A 16,137-nucleotide genomic window follows, 5' to 3' on the forward strand; every position below is an offset into this window, starting at 1 on the left:
ATTAATATTCACTTTTATCTTTGATTTTCAAAGGCAATAAATCATCCCCGCCTGCATGAAATGGATGACATTTACATAAACGTAAAATTGTTAAAATAATGCCTTTAATAACTCCAAATTCACGTAAAGATAAAATCATATATGTTGAACAAGTAGGATAAAAACGACAATGTGGCTGCATAAAAAAACTAATAAAATTTTGATAAATTAAAACAAAAAAAGTTAGAAAAAATACAACTATCGTTGATAATTTGACCATATATTCTCCAATATGTTTGTTATTTTTTTATTATTTAAATGAATAATATTTTTCTTTGCTATAACAATAAAATCCATTGAAATTAATTTATGTTGTAATAAACGAAAAGTTTCTCGAATTAATCGTTTAATTTTATTACGCTTATGTGCATATTTGATATTTTTACGAGATATACTAAGACCTAATCTAGGATGTCCTAATAAATTAGAACGTCCTAATATGTTTATTTGAAAAGTGCTTTTAATACAAGGATTGCTAAAAACATGTTGAAAATTTGAAGATCTTAACAACCTTGATTTTTTTTTAAAAAAATAATTTAACACTATATTTAACCTATTATTTACTGGAAATAGTTAAACGTGTTCTCAACTTTGCACGTCTACGTGATAAAATATAACGACCATTTTTAGTGGCCATTCGAATTCTGAATCCATGTGAACGATTACGTTTTAATATCGATGGTTGAAAAGTTCGTTTCATTTTAGTATTTACCTGAATATACTTTATTAAATATAATTAATAAGATTCTCTAAAAAAAGAAGAGAAGAAAATTTTTTTTAAATGATAAAACTAAATTTAGTTTAGATATTGAATTAATATTTCATTATTCTTTGTAAAAAACAAAATCAAAAATAAAATTATTTAAAAAAATACTTTTTTAATATTTTATTTTGACATGACAAATGTGTTTTTATCTATAAAAATAAAATTACATCTCAACATCACTTCTTTAGATAAAAAAATATCTAAAAAATATATTACATCCTTTTCGTTATACTCACTAATCTTAAATTGTATAACTTTTAATGTAAAAAAATATATTTTTTTTTATATGAAATATATGTGTCAAAATAGAAAAAGAAAAAATAGTAACTTTTTCGAATTTTATTTAATTTTGTTCGCTTGGAGTCTACTGTGTCACTTTGTCTTTGGAAACAGTGTCTTGACCGGTTGCAGAACGAGTTACCATCTACAGAATTTAGTATGTGGATACGCTCTCTGAAAGCCAAACTAAACAATAATATTTTAGAAATATATACTCCAAATCAATTCATTTTAGATTGGATAAAAGACAAATATTTAATTCATTTTAAAAAAATATTACGAGATTTTTGTGGTTCTGATTCACCTTTAATTAAATTTAAAGTATACCAAACTTCTAAAGAAAAAAAATTTAAAAAAAATATTTTACAAAAAATACAAAATAAAGATGAAAAAATAATTTGGAATAAAATACCAATTTTTGAAAAGTCATCTTGTCGTTCTAATATTAACAAAAAACATAGTTTTGAAAATTTTATAGAAGGAAAATCAAATCAATTGGCACGAGCAGCTGCATCGCAAGTAGCTAATAACCCTGGGAATTCCTATAATCCACTTTTTTTGTATGGAGGTACAGGATTAGGAAAAACGCATTTATTACACGCTATAGGCAATAAAATATCAGCGTATAAATACAATGTTAAAATTATCTATATGCATTCTGAACGTTTTGTACAAGATATGGTGAAAGCTTTACAAAATAATGCTATTGAAAAATTTAAATTATACTATCGTTCTGTTGATGCATTATTAATTGATGATATTCAGTTTTTTGCACATAAAGAACGTTCTCAAGAAGAATTCTTTCACACATTTAACGCTCTCTTAGAAGGAAATCAACAAATTATTTTAACTTCCGATCGTTATCCTAAGGAAATTAATGGTGTTGAAGATCGTTTAAAATCAAGGTTTGGTTGGGGTCTTACCGTTGCCATTGATCCACCAGAATTAGAAACTAGAGTTGCTATATTAATAAAAAAAGCAGATGAAAACAATATTATATTACCTGACGAAGTAGCATTTTTTATAGCTAAACATTTACATTCTAATGTTCGTGAATTAGAAGGAGCTTTAAACAGAGTAATTGTTAACGCTAATTTTACTCATCGTTCGATTACTGTAGAATTTGTTCGTGAAGCACTTCAAGATATATTAGCTTTACAAGAAAAACTTGTTACTATTGATAATATTCAAAAAACAGTTGCAGAATATTACAAAATAAAAGTATCTGATTTATTATCTAGACGACGTTCTCGTTCAGTAGCTCGTCCGAGACAAATGGCAATGGCTATGGCAAAAGAATTAACTAATCATAGTTTACCTGAAATTGGAGATGCTTTCAGCGGAAGAGATCATACCACAGTATTACATGCTTGTCGAAAAATTGAACAATTACGTGAAGAAAGTAGCGATATTAAAGAAGATTTTTCAAATTTAATCAGAACTCTATCAGTGTGATATTATGAAATTTACTATTCAGAATGATATTTTAATTAAAAATTTAAAAAAAATAACTCGATTGCTAATCAAAAATGTTTCATTTCCTATTTTAGAAAATATATTAATTCAAATTGAAAATGGGATTTTATCTTTAACAACAACGAATTTAGAAATAGAACTCGTTTCAAAAATTAAAATTACAACAAAATATATCCCAGGGAAAATAACTATTTCAGGTAGAAAAATTCTAAATATTTGTCGAAATTTATCAGAAAATTCACAAATAAAAATGCAATTAAAAGAAAAAAAAATGCATATTTCTTGTGAAAATAGTAATTATATATTAAGTACTTTATCAGCTGATGATTTTCCAAACCATCAAAATTTTAATCATATTTCTAATTTTTATATATCTTCAAATATCTTAAAAGAAATGATAGAACAGACTGAATTTTCAATGGGCAAACAAGATGTAAGGTATTACTTAAATGGTATGTTATTAGAAAAAAAAGATAACTTTCTGCGTAGTGTTGCAACAGATGGATATAGATTGGCAATATCATATTCTAAATTGGAAAAAGACATCAATTTTTTTTCAATTATTATTCCAAGTAAAGCAATAATGGAATTATCAAGATTATTAAATACTCAAGTACAATTATTAAATATTTTAATTGGTACTAATAGTATAAGAATATATATAGAAGATTTAATTTTTACTACTCAATTAATTGAAGGTGAATATCCTGATTATGAAAGTGTTTTATTTAAAGAAAAAAAGAATCCTATTATTGCTAACTGTACTTTATTAAAAAAATCACTATTGCGCGCAGCTATTTTAGCTCATGAAAAATTCTGCGGAATTGAAATAAAAATTGAAAATAATAAATTTAAAGTACTATCTGATAATCAAGAAGAAGAAATTGCCGAAGATATGTTCGATATTAATTATCTTGGAGATAAAATAGAAATATCAATAAATGTTTATTATTTATTAGATGTAATCAATAATATAAAAAGTGAAAATATTATATTATTTTTAAATAAATCTAAATCTTCTATACAAATTGAGTCAGAAAATAATTCTTTAAATGCATATATTATAATGCTTTTAAAAAGATAAAACTAATTAATTTAAAGATGTTAAAAAAGTTTTTAGAACATAAATTTTTAAAAATTTAAAACATAAAATCATTAATTATAAAAACCATATCATTAATAAAAAAATAATAAGGGAAAACATGATAGACACGTATAATTCCTCTAAAATTAAAATATTAAGAGGATTAGATGCTGTTCGTAAAAGACCAGGAATGTATATTGGAGATACTGACGATGGAAGTGGACTACATCACATGGTTTTCGAAATTGTAGATAATTCTATTGATGAAGCACTAGCAGGATTTTGTAAAGAAATTAAAGTAGTCATTCATTCTGATAATTCAGTATCAATAAGAGATGATGGAAGAGGAATTCCAACTGACATACATCCTGAAGAAAAAATTTCAGCTGCAGAAGTTATTATGACAGTATTGCACTCAGGTGGAAAATTTGACAATACTTCTTATAAAATATCAGGTGGATTACATGGTGTAGGAATATCAGTTGTAAATGCTTTATCAGAAAAATTAGAGCTAATAATTTATAAAAATAAGAAAAAATATCAACAAATATATAAAAATGGAAATCCAGAGTCTCCTTTATGTATTGTAGGTACAACTAATACAACAGGTACATATATAAGATTTTGGCCTAGTTATAAAATTTTTACTAATAAAACAAAATTTAAATATGAAACTTTATCTAAACGTTTACGCGAATTATCTTTTCTTAATTCCAATATATCTATTTACTTAAAAGATAATCGAATAAATTTAGAAGATAAATATCATTATAAAGGAGGTATTAAAGCATTTATTAAATTTTTAAATAAAAATAAAATTCCAATTAATCCACATATATTTCATTTTCGATGTATTAAAAATCAAATAGAATTAGAAATTGCAATACAATGGAACAGTTCTCATCAAGAGAATATACTTTGTTTCACTAATAATATACCTCAAAAAGATGGTGGAACACATTTAGCTGGTTTTCGAGCAGGAATAACACGTACTTTAAATTTACATATAGAACGTGAAGGATATAACAAAAAAAATAAAACAATTATTACAGGAGAAGATACAAGAGAAGGATTGACAGCAATTATATCTATAAAAATACCTGATCCCAAATTTTCTTCTCAAACAAAAGATAAACTAGTTTCTTCTGAAGTAAAATCGGTTATAGAATCATTGATTAACGAAAATCTTATTGAATATCTTTTAGAAAATCCTATTGATGCAAAATCTATAATTCAAAAAATTATAAATTCAGCTAAAATAAGAGAAGCCGCGAGACGAGCTAGAGAAATAAATAAAAAGAAAGGAACGTTAGATTTAGGTACATTACCTGGAAAACTATCTGATTGTCAAGAAAATGATCCTAAATTATCAGAAATTTATTTAGTTGAAGGCGATTCTGCCGGTGGATCGGCCAAACAAGGTAGAAACCGAAAAAATCAAGCAATTCTTCCCTTAAAAGGAAAAATATTAAATGTACAAAAAACAAAATTTGATAAAATGATCTTATCTCAAGAAGTTGCATCACTTATAACAGCATTAGGATGCAGTATTTCCAACAATGAATATAGTTTAGATAAGTTAAGATATAATCATATTATTATAATGACTGATGCGGATGTAGATGGAGCACATATTCGCACACTATTATTAACATTTTTTTACCGTCAATTACCGGAACTAATTGAAAAAGGATATGTTTACATCGCTCAACCGCCTTTATATAAAGTCAAAAAAGGAAAAAAAGAGAAATATATTAAAAACGACGAAGAAATGAACAAATATCAAATTAAAATAGCTTTAAAAGAAGTGGTTGTAAAAAATAAAAAAAATAAAGATTTTGATTTAATTACCAAAGAATTTCAAAAAATAGTATCTGATTTTAATCAAATTCAAATTAAAATAAAAAATAATAAAAATTACTTTCCTGAACTAATATTAAATGAATTAATCTATCATCCTCGTTTACATAGTTTGAAAAATGAAAATATAGTTCAAAATTGGATAGAAAAATTAGTAAAAAAATTAAATACAAAAGATAAAAATAATACAGTGTACCAATCAATAATAAAAAGAAATAAAAACAAAAATATATTTGAACCTAGTATACAATCATTAAGATATGCAAATCACATGCAATATGATTTTAAACAAGATTTTTTAGAAAGTGAAGAATATCTATTAATTTCTAATTTAGGTGAAAAATTTAAAAAATTTCAAAAAAATGAAAATTTTGTAGAAAAAGGAGGCAAAAATTATAAAATAACTGATATAAAAAATACATTAGAATGGTTGATAAAAGAATCAAAACGCGGTTTGATGATACAACGTTATAAAGGACTAGGAGAAATGAATCCGGATCAATTATGGAATACTACAATGAATCCTGAAACACGGAATATGTTACAAGTAACTATCAAAGATGCTATTTCTGCTGATAATTTATTTAATACACTTATGGGAGATTTAGTTGAACCTAGAAGGAAATTTATACAAAAAAACGCCTTAAAGGCAGAAAACATAGATATTTAAAAAAACATAATTAAAAAAAAATATGAAATATATTTATATTTTTTTTATAATTCTAAAAACTGTTTAACTAATAATTGCGGCAGGAAAAAACCAGCCGCGAACAATCTTTACTTTTTAAATTTATCCATAATCTCAAGAACACGTAATTTTGCAATGGCTTTAGAAATTTCAAGTAAAACGTCATCTTTTTTTACAGTTATCGTTTCTTTTTTAAAATGCTCTTCAGCTTGTTGCTTTGCTTTTAAAACACGTTTTCGATCTAAATCAACACCGCGAATAGCAACATCTGCTAAAATAGAAACAAAAGAAGGTTGTATTTCTAAAATACCTCCAGATATATAAAGACATTCTTCTGTTTTATTTTTGTGAAATATGTATATTATACCTGGTTTAATTATACTCAACAATTGAGTATGTCCTGGATAAATTCCCATGTCCCCTTCACTTCCCGATACTTGTACTTTATCTACTAATCCAGAAAATATACGTTTTTTAACACTAACAATATCTAAATAAAAATCCATGGATATATCCGAAATATTTAATTATAATAGTTTTGCTTTTTCTATTACTTCTTCAATAGTACCTACCATATAAAAAGCTTGTTCTGGTAAGTCATCAAATTCACCTCCAACAATTCCTTTAAAAGCGCGAATATTGTCTTTTAAGGACACATATTTTCCTGGAAAACCAGTAAATACTTCTGCTACAAAAAATGGTTGAGATAAAAATCTCTGTATCTTACGAGCTCTAGAGACTAAGATTTTATCTTCTTGAGATAATTCGTCCATGCCTAAAATTGCGATGATATCTTTTAATTCTTGATATCTTTGTAAGATTGACTGTACCCCTCGTGCTGTTTCATAATGTTCGTCTCCTACAATATAAGGATCTAATTGACGACTAGTTGAATTTAAAGGATCAATAGCTGGATAAATACCTAATGCCGCTATTTGACGACTTAATGTTACTGTAGAATCCAAATGTGCAAATGTAGTAGCTGGAGAAGGATCAGTTAAATCATCTGCTGGAACATATACTGCTTGAACAGATGTAATCGAACCTTCTTTAGTCGAAGTAATCCTCTCTTGAAGCAAACCCATTTCTTCAGCTAAAGTTGGTTGATAACCGACAGCAGAAGGCATTCGACCAAGAAGCGCAGAAACTTCTGTTCCAGCTAAAGTATAACGATATATATTATCAATAAACAACAAAACATCTCTGCCTTCATCACGAAATTTTTCAGCAATAGTTAACCCTGTAAAAGCCACGCGTAATCGATTGCCAGGAGGTTCATTCATTTGACCATAAACAAGAGCAACTTTATCTAATACTTTAGAATCTTTCATTTCATGATAGAAATCGTTACCTTCACGAGTTCTTTCACCAACTCCAGTAAATACTGAATAACCAGAATGTTCTATAGCAATATTTCTAATTAATTCCATCATATTAACTGTTTTACCTACACCTGCTCCACCAAACAAACCAACTTTTCCACCTTTTGAAAAAGGACAAACTAAATCAATAACTTTTATACCTGTTTCTAGTATTTCTTGAGAAGCTGCTTGCTCTTGATAACTTGGAGGAGAACGATGAATTTCCCAATATTCTAACTTAGAATCATCTAAATTTTTTAATGGTCCTTTGTTATCTATTGTTTTACCTAATACATTAATTATTCGACCTAAAGTAGCTTGTCCTACCGGAACTTTAATATAGTGTCCAAGATCAATAACAGCTAATCCTCTTCTCAAACCATTAGTTGAACCCATAGCTATTGTTCGTACGATACCAGCACCTAATTGTTGTTGTACTTCTAAAATAAGTTGTATTTGTTTGTTTTTTACTTCTAGAGCGTTATATATATTTGGCACTGAATTTTGATTAAATTCTACATCTACTACGGCACCAATAATTTGGATAATTTTTCCAGTAGCCATCATCTTAAAACCTCTAACTAATTTTTAATCCACTGATACTGCTGATGCTCCTGCAACAATTTCAGTCAATTCTTGAGTAATGTTAGCTTGACGAACTTTGTTATAAATCAACTGTAATTCTTTGATACGATTACCACTATTATCTGTGGCAGTTTTCATGGCAACCATACGAGCTGCTTGTTCACTTGCAATATTTTCTAAAATACTTTGGTAAATCTGAGATTCAACATATCGATCAAACAATGTATCTAAAATTAATTTAGATTCTGGTTCATACAAATAATCCCATTTTACTTTCTTGTTATATAGAATATTATTTTCATTATAAAGTGGTAAAAGCTGACTAATTTTTGGATATTGTGACAGTTTGTTATGAAATTTATTATAAGCAATAAAAAGTGTATCAATTTGATTATTTTGATATTTTTCTAAAATAATTTTAATTGATCCAATTAGTTTTGACAAATCAGGATTTTCACCTAAATTAGTTACACTTGAAAGAACAGAACTACCGCATAATTTAAAAACAGATAAACTTTTTAAACCAAATAATATTAAATCACAAGGAATATTAATTTTAGCAAAATCTTGGATTTTAAATAGTACTTGTTTAAAAAGATTAGTATTTAAACTTCCACATAATCCACGATCAGTAGAAACTATGATTATGCCAACTCTTTTATTATTTCTTTTTTCCAAATAACTATGTTTATACTCTAAACTACCTTGTAAAACATGATCAATTACTTTTTTAATTATTTCAGAATACGGTCGACCTAAACGCATCCTCTCTTCTGTTTTTCTCATTTTAGAAACAGCAACCATTTCCATAGCTTTAGTAATTTTTTTAGTGTTTGTAACACTTATTATTTGATCTTTTATTTCTTTTTTACTTGCCACTATCTTCTCTCAATGAATTTTTTTATGCTATTAAAAATAAAATTTTAAAAATTAAACATTCTTAAAATTATTAATTAATTCTATAAATTTTTTCTTTATTATATCATTGAAATTTCCATCTTTGTTTATTTCTTGCATTAAATCTAAATGATAACTATAAGCATACATCAAGATTTCTTTTTCAAATTGAACAATATTTTCTACAGGAATATCATCAAGAAAATTATTTTCAGCAATAAAAAACATTAATCCTTGTTCTGCTATGGACATAGGACTATATTGTTTTTGTTTTAATAACTCAGTAATTTTTTGACCATGCATTAATTGTTTTCGAGTTGTTTGATCTAAATCAGACGCAAATTGAGAAAATGCAGCAAGTTCATGATATTGAGCCAATGCGGTACGAATTCCAGAAGATAATTTTTTAATGATTTTAGTTTGAGCTGCACTACCAACTCTAGATACAGATATACCTGCGTTAACAGCAGGTCGAATACCTGAATTAAACAAATTAGATTCTAAAAATATTTGTCCATCAGTAATAGAAATTACATTCGTAGGAACAAATGCAGAAACATCACCAGATTGTGTTTCAATAATAGGTAAGGCTGTAAGAGATCCAGTTTTATCGAGTATTTTACCTTTAGTAACATTCTTTACATGTTCTTTAGAAACACGAGCTGCTCTTTCTAACAAGCGTGAATGAAGATAAAAAACATCTCCCGGAAATGCTTCTCTTCCAGGAGGTCTACGTAATAGTAAAGAAATTTGACGATACGCCACTGCATGCTTTGAAAGATCATCATAAACAATTAAAGCATCTTCTCCTCGATCACGAAAATATTCCCCCATCGCACAACCTGAATAAGGTGCTAAATATTGTAAAGAAGCAGCTTCTGCAGCTGAAGCGACAACAACAATAGTATTTAATAAAGCATCGTGTTCATCTAATTTTTTTACAACATTAATAATAGTCGAAAGCTTTTGTCCTATAGCGACATAAATACATGGAATATTAAATGCTTTTTGATTAATAATAGTATCGATTGCAAGTGCTGTTTTTCCTGTTTGTCTATCTCCAATAATTAATTCACGTTGTCCACGACCAATAGGAACCATGGCATCAATTGCTTTATAACCAGTTTGTATTGGCTGATTAATTGATTGACGTTCAATAACACCAGGTGCATCTGCTTCTACTGGTAAGTAGATGTCATGTTTTATAGAACCTTTTCCATCAATAGGAAAACCCAATGCATTAACTATCCTACCTAAAAGTGCAATACCTGCTGGAACTTCTAAAATTTTTCCTGTACATCGAACCTTAGTACCTTCAGTAATATGAATATAAGGTCCCATAACTACAGCGCCAATTGTATCTCTTTCTATATTTAACGCAATTGCATATTCATTTTCAGGTAATAAAATCATTTCTCCTAACATAACATTAGAAAGACCATAAATTTTTATGATACCATCATTAACAGAAATAATAGTACCTTCATTATAAGATTGGTCAAACACTTCAAATTGAGCAATTCTTTCTTTAATCAATTGACTAATTTCTGTAGAATTTAATTGCATATATAATGCTCTCTTAAAAATTTAAAACTTCAGATAATTGTTTAAGACGACTGCGAATAGAAAAATCAAAAACTGTGTCATTTGTTTTTATAATGATACCATCAAGTATTTGATGATCAATTTTATATATAAATTTGATTTTATATAAAAATATTTTCTGTAATATATAACGTATATCAATAATTTCGTTTTCTTTCAAGGAATATGCTGAGGTCAATTCAACAATCATATTACCGCGATAAGATGTTTCTAATTTTAAAAACTTTTGTAATATATTATTGAATATTTTAAAACGTTGATTTTTAGCTAATAATTTTATTAAATTTCTTGCTTTTTCATCAATTTTATCACCAGCAACAAAAATAAAAAATGATGATAAATAACAAGGCGATAAAGATCCAGACAAAAATTTTTCAATTTTTTTTGAAGAAACAATTTCATCAATAAAAATTAACATTTTTTTCCATTTTTCTATTGATTTATTTTCTATAGCTAATGCGAAAATCGCTTTAGCATATGGTCTGGCAATAGTATCAAACACTGACATTAATATTTCACCTATATTAATTTTTTATCTGTGATAAAGAAACAATTAATTTTTTTATTAAGTCTTTATTTTGATCTTTTTGAATATTTGCTTTAATGATTTTTTCAGCCATAGAGATTGATAAATCTACAATTTCTTTATGTAAATTTTTACGTGCTTGCATAATTTTTATATCAATTTCTAATTGATTTTTTAAAAAAATCTTTTTACTTTCCTCGACAGCAATATTCTTCGCATTCTCTAAAATCATTGATTTTTGTTTATTTGCTTCATTCACAATGAATGATGCTTTTTCTTTAGAATCTTGAATTGTCTGATTCATTTTTTTTTGAATAATTAAAAATTCTTCTTCAGCTTTTTTTAAAGAAATTAAAGATTTTTCAATTGTTTTTTGTCTTTTCTCAATGGCAAAAATAATAGGAGGCCATATATATTTCATACAAAGCCAAACAAATAAAATAAACGAAACTGCTTGTCCAAGAATTGTTGCATTAAGATTCACGATAATGGACCTTATGTATTAAAATAAACATTAATCTTTACGCTATTTAAAAACGTAAAGATTTTACTGATAATTTAAAACAATAATTTTTTTTATAAAAAAATAAAAACTTAAGAAACAGCAAAAAGCATATACAAACCTAAACCAACAGCAATCATTGGAATTGCATCTACTAATCCCATTACAACAAAAAACTGTGTTCTTAATAAAGGAACTAAATCAGGTTGCCTTGCTGCCCCTTCTAAAAATTTACTACCTAAAATACCAATACCAATTGCCGCCCCAATTGCTGCTAATCCAATCATAATAGATACTGCTATATACAACATGTCAACATTTAAATTTTCCATTACAAACTCCAGTTTTCAATACAATTATGGTCAATTTTCATCTTAATGAGATTGAGAAGCCATTGACAAATAAACAATCGTCAATACCATAAAAATAAAAGCCTGTAGAGAAATTATTAAAATATGAAAAATAGCCCATGGAACATTTAAAAAAAATTGCGACCACCATGGGAGTAAACCGGCAATTAAAATAAAAATCATTTCACCAGAATACATATTTCCAAAAAGCCTTAATCCCAAAGAAATTGGTTTAGATAATAAAGAAACCAATTCTAATAAAAAATTAAAAATAAAAAATACAGGATGATTAAAAGGTTGTAAAGTAAGTTCTTTACAAAAACCGATTAATCCTTTCACCTTTATACTATAAAACAGAATCAAAACAAAAACACCTAACGACATCGATAATGTAATATTAATATCAGCAGATGGTACAACACGCATTGCTGGAAAATGAAAAAATTTTTCAGCAATAAATGGAAGAAAATCAATTGGAATCAAATCCATAAGATTCATTAAAAAAACCCAAATAAAAATTGTCAAAGATAAAGGTGCAATAAGAGGATTTCGACCTTGATACATACTCTTTACATTAGAACTAATAAAATCAAAAATTAATTCAATACAAGCTTGCAATTTATTTGGAATACCAGTCGTAATTTTTTTCGCCACTGTATAAAAGATACTTAAAAAAAAACATCCTAATACAAGAGAAAATATTATTGAATCAATATTTAAAACCCAAAAATGAGAAGTAATATTTCCTGGTTCAACAATTTTAAAATTACATAAATCTATTTGCAAATGATTTAAATGATGACTGATATATCTTTGAGGATTAGATATTTTCTCTAAAAACATACATTTTTCTCATTTATTTTATATAATTTAAATAAAAAACAGAATAAAGTAACTAATTTTAAAAATATTAAATAAAATCAAAAAAAATATTTTTAATAATTAACTATTTTTTAAACTTTATTTTTAATAATTAACTATTTTTTAAACTTGTTGAAAAAAATTATTTACTCTTTTTTATATAAAAAATTGTTATTTTTATTCAAAAATTAATCACTTAAAAATTAATTTTAATTTTTAATAAAAAAACAGTTTTAAAAAAAATTATTACATATTTTGAAATAAAAAAGTGAAAAAAATTCATTATGATACAGCATGATTTTTATAATATTCTTTTTTCAAATGTATTAACAAAATAGATATAGTAGCTGGTGTTATACCAGAAATACGCGATGCTTGACCAACAGAAACTGGTTTGTAATCATTTAACTTAGCCGCTGCTTCATGAGACAAACCTTTAATTTTATTATAATCATAAGTAGGTAACAAAGGAGTGTTCTCATTTTTTAAATGTCTATTAATTTCTTCTAATTGTCTTTTAATATAACCCTCATATTTGATTTCATTTTCTATTTGATCTGCTGCTTCTAAATCAGAAATACCTGTTTCAAATATTTTTAAAAACTTTAAATTTTTATATGTAATTTCAGGACGTTTTAATAAATTTAAAATATTTGTTTCTTTAGTCAAAACAATATTAAAAAACTGACTTAAAATATTAGAATCAGAAGATTTAGGATGTATATTTATTTTTTTTAAACGATTTATTTCATTACTAATATTTAATATTTTTTCATTATAACGAATCCATCGTGGATTATCTACTAATCCCAATTTATAAGCAATTTCAGTTAAACGTAAATCAGCATTATCTTCTCTTAAAGTTAATCGATATTCAGCTCTTGAAGTAAACATTCGATAAGGTTCATTTGCACCTTGAGTAGTTAAATCATCAATAAGAACACCTAAATAAGCTTGATCACGTCTAGGAAACCATTGTTCACAATCTTTTGCACTTAACGCTGCATTCAAACCTGCTAAGAGTCCTTGAGAAGCAGCTTCTTCATAACCAGTGGTACCGTTAATTTGACCAGCTAAAAAAAGACTTTTAATCCATTTACTTTCTAAAGTAAGATTTAAATCCTTAGGATCAAAAAAATCATATTCTACAGCATAACCAGGAGTAATGATTCTAGATTTTTCTAATCCTTTTATAGATCTTACTATTTCCTTTTGAACATCTAACGGTAAACTAGTTGAAATACCATTCGGATATATTTCAATACTGGTTAATCCTTCCGGTTCTAAAAAAATTTGATGTGATTTCCTATCAGGAAAACGAATAATTTTATCTTCAATAGAAGGACAATATCGAGGTCCTAAACCTTTAATTATACCTGTATATAAAGGACTCTTATCTAAATTATTGCGTATTATTTCATGCGTTTTTTCATTAGTATGTGTAAGAAAACATGGTATTTGAAGAGGATGATTAGAAATCTTTCCCATAAAGGAAAAAACAGGAGTAGGAACATCACCATGCTGGACAAATAAATTTTTAAAATTAATCGTACTAATATCAATCCGAGGTGGTGTTCCAGTTTTTAATCTATTCACACGAAGAGGTAATTCTCTTAAACGCATAGCTAAATCTATAGATGCTTTTTCTCCCTTTCTTCCAGAAGAATAACTTTTCAAACCTATATGTATTTTCCCACCTAAAAAAGTACCTGTAGATAATACAACTGATTTAGAATGATAACTTACATTACTTTGTGTTAAAACACCTACAACCTGATAATTTTTAACAATTAAATCTTTTACTTCTTCTTCTAGAATTAATAAATTAACTTCCTTGTTCAATAAATTTTTTATATTTTGACAATAAAGTATTCTATCAGCTTGAGCTCTAGTGGATCGTACAGCAGGACCTTTTTTCGAATTCAAAATTCTAAACTGAATTCCCGAATAATCAATCGCTCTGGCCATTAAACCACCTAAGGCATCTATTTCTTTTACCAAATGACTTTTTCCTATCCCTCCAATTGCTGGATTGCAAGATAATACACCTATATCAGCAATTTTTTGAGTTAATAATAATGTCTTACAACCTACTCTTGCAGAGGCTGCTGCAGCTTCAGTACCAGCATGCCCTCCACCAATCACAATAACATCAAAATTTTTTAAATACGACTTCGACATACAAAAGACCCTTTAAAATATTCAAATTATTTTATACAGTATTAATATTTTAATCAAGATAACACATAATAAATATTCAAAATAAAATAATTAAAAACAAAAATAATAAAAACAAAAATAATAAAAACAAAAATAATTAAAGATTATTTTTCTGTTTTTAAAAATAAAAAAAAAAAAATAATAATACTTATTATTAGTAAACACAAAATCTGTGGATAAGTAACGTGTAACATTGATAATAAAAGAAATTCTTGAACTAACTAACTGTGCACAATTAATGATTTTCATACGAATAACTTTTTTTATGTGTTATTATTTTAATCAAAATTAAATAAAAAAAGAATCTAAAAAAAATCAATATTGCATTCATCATAATTTTTTTTATAAATTAAAAAAATAGCCCATATAATTAAAGAATATTTTAAAAAATATATCGAAAAAAATTAACAATGAGGAATAGCAGAAATGCATTTAAATTCAACAAAAAAAAAATCTATATTAAATAAAAAAACATATTTAATAGTATTCATTCTGGTTTTTTCTATTCTATTTATATTTTGGTTTTCAAAAGGACAAGAAAAAAAATCAAAATTAAAAGAACTAAAATATGAAGAAATCATAAAAAAGATAAATGCAAATAAAAAACAAGATTTAAGCAGTGTTGAAAAATTTATTGTAGAAAACAAAAATATTTATGGAACTTTGTCTTCTCTTTTTTTAGCAAAAAAATATATTTTAGATAATAATTTAGATAAAGCTTTTATCCAATTAAACAATAGCCTAAAATATACAAAAGAAGAAAATTTAAAAAATATTCTAAAATTAAGAATTGCAAAAATAAAAATTCAACAAAACAAAAATCAAGATGCAATGAAAATTTTAGAAGATATCAAAGATAGTACTTGGACAAGTATAAAAGAAAACATGAAAGGTGATATTTTTATGAAAAACAAAGATATTAAAAAAGCAATATTAGCATGGGAAAAAAGTAAATATTTCGAACAATCTAATGCATCTAAAGAAATTATTAATATGAAAATTAATCAAATAAAAAAATAAATGCAAAATTCAAAAAAA

The 16,137-nt window shown here is 26.1% G+C and carries 16 protein-coding genes; 4 read left to right on the top strand and 12 right to left on the bottom strand.

The window, feature by feature from the left end; translation table 11 throughout:
- Position 1: 1 nt before the first annotated feature.
- Genes yidD through rpmH form a run of 3 tightly spaced genes read right to left on the bottom strand, consistent with a single transcriptional unit; the run spans position 2 to position 739 of the window.
- The gene (yidD, locus tag QZ401_RS00285) at positions 2-259 is read right to left on the bottom strand and encodes a membrane protein insertion efficiency factor YidD (protein ID WP_295163976.1); all 258 of its coding nucleotides are present in this window, start codon (positions 257-259) and stop codon (positions 2-4) included.
- The gene (gene rnpA / locus QZ401_RS00290) at positions 238-582 is read right to left on the bottom strand and encodes a ribonuclease P protein component (RefSeq protein WP_295163977.1); all 345 of its coding nucleotides are present in this window, start codon (positions 580-582) and stop codon (positions 238-240) included. Before rnpA ends, yidD begins: the two co-directional genes overlap by 22 nt.
- Before the next feature lie 13 nt (positions 583-595).
- Positions 596-739 (bottom strand): 50S ribosomal protein L34, encoded by a 144-nt coding sequence (gene rpmH / locus QZ401_RS00295; RefSeq protein WP_295163978.1) that lies wholly within the window; start codon positions 737-739, stop codon positions 596-598.
- Between the two features lie 435 nt (positions 740-1,174).
- Between rpmH and dnaA the strand changes: the two genes are divergently transcribed.
- The 3 genes from dnaA (at position 1,175) to gyrB (ending at position 6,174) form a co-directional block, all read left to right on the top strand.
- Positions 1,175-2,539, top strand: a complete 1,365-nt coding sequence (dnaA, locus tag QZ401_RS00300) for a chromosomal replication initiator protein DnaA (protein ID WP_295163979.1) — start codon at positions 1,175-1,177, stop codon at positions 2,537-2,539.
- A gap of 4 nt (positions 2,540-2,543) precedes the next feature.
- The gene (gene dnaN, locus QZ401_RS00305; protein WP_295163980.1) at positions 2,544-3,644 is read left to right on the top strand and encodes a DNA polymerase III subunit beta; all 1,101 of its coding nucleotides are present in this window, start codon (positions 2,544-2,546) and stop codon (positions 3,642-3,644) included.
- Between the two features lie 118 nt (positions 3,645-3,762).
- Positions 3,763-6,174, top strand: coding sequence for a DNA topoisomerase (ATP-hydrolyzing) subunit B (gene gyrB, locus QZ401_RS00310; RefSeq protein ID WP_295163981.1), 2,412 nt, complete (start codon positions 3,763-3,765; stop codon positions 6,172-6,174).
- A gap of 107 nt (positions 6,175-6,281) precedes the next feature.
- Here the strand turns inward: gyrB and QZ401_RS00315 are convergent, their stop codons facing one another.
- The 9 genes from QZ401_RS00315 to mnmG form a co-directional block, all read right to left on the bottom strand.
- The gene (locus QZ401_RS00315) at positions 6,282-6,704 is read right to left on the bottom strand and encodes a F0F1 ATP synthase subunit epsilon (protein WP_295164841.1); all 423 of its coding nucleotides are present in this window, start codon (positions 6,702-6,704) and stop codon (positions 6,282-6,284) included.
- 15 nt (positions 6,705-6,719) lie between these two features.
- Positions 6,720-8,117 (bottom strand): F0F1 ATP synthase subunit beta, encoded by a 1,398-nt coding sequence (atpD, locus tag QZ401_RS00320; RefSeq protein WP_295164842.1) that lies wholly within the window; start codon positions 8,115-8,117, stop codon positions 6,720-6,722.
- A 24-nt stretch (positions 8,118-8,141) separates the two neighbouring features.
- A complete protein-coding gene (gene atpG / locus QZ401_RS00325) occupies positions 8,142-9,017 on the bottom strand; it encodes a F0F1 ATP synthase subunit gamma (RefSeq protein WP_295163982.1) in 876 nt (291 codons plus the stop codon).
- Between the two features lie 51 nt (positions 9,018-9,068).
- On the bottom strand, positions 9,069-10,601 hold the full coding sequence (gene atpA / locus QZ401_RS00330; RefSeq protein ID WP_295163985.1) for a F0F1 ATP synthase subunit alpha: 1,533 nt from the start codon (positions 10,599-10,601) through the stop codon (positions 9,069-9,071).
- Between the two features lie 13 nt (positions 10,602-10,614).
- A complete protein-coding gene (gene atpH, locus QZ401_RS00335) occupies positions 10,615-11,148 on the bottom strand; it encodes an ATP synthase F1 subunit delta (RefSeq protein WP_295163988.1) in 534 nt (177 codons plus the stop codon).
- A 16-nt stretch (positions 11,149-11,164) separates the two neighbouring features.
- Positions 11,165-11,650 (bottom strand): F0F1 ATP synthase subunit B, encoded by a 486-nt coding sequence (locus QZ401_RS00340; protein ID WP_295163990.1) that lies wholly within the window; start codon positions 11,648-11,650, stop codon positions 11,165-11,167.
- Positions 11,651-11,760: 110 nt separating this feature from the next.
- Complete coding sequence (gene atpE, locus QZ401_RS00345; RefSeq protein ID WP_158336799.1) at positions 11,761-12,000, bottom strand: F0F1 ATP synthase subunit C; 240 nt, start codon at positions 11,998-12,000, stop codon at positions 11,761-11,763.
- Positions 12,001-12,042: 42 nt separating this feature from the next.
- Complete coding sequence (gene atpB, locus QZ401_RS00350; RefSeq protein ID WP_295163993.1) at positions 12,043-12,861, bottom strand: F0F1 ATP synthase subunit A; 819 nt, start codon at positions 12,859-12,861, stop codon at positions 12,043-12,045.
- A gap of 300 nt (positions 12,862-13,161) precedes the next feature.
- Positions 13,162-15,060: a tRNA uridine-5-carboxymethylaminomethyl(34) synthesis enzyme MnmG gene (mnmG, locus tag QZ401_RS00355; RefSeq protein ID WP_295163994.1), complete on the bottom strand. Its 1,899-nt coding sequence runs from the start codon at positions 15,058-15,060 to the stop codon at positions 13,162-13,164.
- Positions 15,061-15,525: 465 nt separating this feature from the next.
- Between mnmG and QZ401_RS00360 the strand changes: the two genes are divergently transcribed.
- Positions 15,526-16,119, top strand: a complete 594-nt coding sequence (locus tag QZ401_RS00360) for a tetratricopeptide repeat protein (RefSeq protein WP_295163995.1) — start codon at positions 15,526-15,528, stop codon at positions 16,117-16,119.
- Positions 16,120-16,137: the final 18 nt, after the last annotated feature.

The organism is uncultured Buchnera sp., from assembly GCF_913776765.1.
GTDB lineage: Bacteria > Pseudomonadota > Gammaproteobacteria > Enterobacterales > Enterobacteriaceae > Buchnera > Buchnera aphidicola_AO.

What these genes read in the sequence shown, in the direction of transcription:
- gyrB (WP_295163981.1), top strand. Translation starts at nt 3,763, where the DNA reads ATGATAGACACGTATAATTCCTCTAAAATTAAAATATTAAGAGGATTA.
- QZ401_RS00360 (WP_295163995.1), top strand. Translation starts at nt 15,526, where the DNA reads ATGCATTTAAATTCAACAAAAAAAAAATCTATATTAAATAAAAAAACA.
- rpmH (WP_295163978.1), bottom strand. Translation starts at nt 739, where the DNA reads ATGAAACGAACTTTTCAACCATCGATATTAAAACGTAATCGTTCACAT.
- atpE (WP_158336799.1), bottom strand. Translation starts at nt 12,000, where the DNA reads ATGGAAAATTTAAATGTTGACATGTTGTATATAGCAGTATCTATTATG.
- atpA (WP_295163985.1), bottom strand. Translation starts at nt 10,601, where the DNA reads ATGCAATTAAATTCTACAGAAATTAGTCAATTGATTAAAGAAAGAATT.
- mnmG (WP_295163994.1), bottom strand. Translation starts at nt 15,060, where the DNA reads ATGTCGAAGTCGTATTTAAAAAATTTTGATGTTATTGTGATTGGTGGA.
- dnaN (WP_295163980.1), top strand. Translation starts at nt 2,544, where the DNA reads ATGAAATTTACTATTCAGAATGATATTTTAATTAAAAATTTAAAAAAA.
- atpH (WP_295163988.1), bottom strand. Translation starts at nt 11,148, where the DNA reads ATGTCAGTGTTTGATACTATTGCCAGACCATATGCTAAAGCGATTTTC.
- yidD (WP_295163976.1), bottom strand. Translation starts at nt 259, where the DNA reads ATGGTCAAATTATCAACGATAGTTGTATTTTTTCTAACTTTTTTTGTT.
- atpB (WP_295163993.1), bottom strand. Translation starts at nt 12,861, where the DNA reads ATGTTTTTAGAGAAAATATCTAATCCTCAAAGATATATCAGTCATCAT.
- atpD (WP_295164842.1), bottom strand. Translation starts at nt 8,117, where the DNA reads ATGGCTACTGGAAAAATTATCCAAATTATTGGTGCCGTAGTAGATGTA.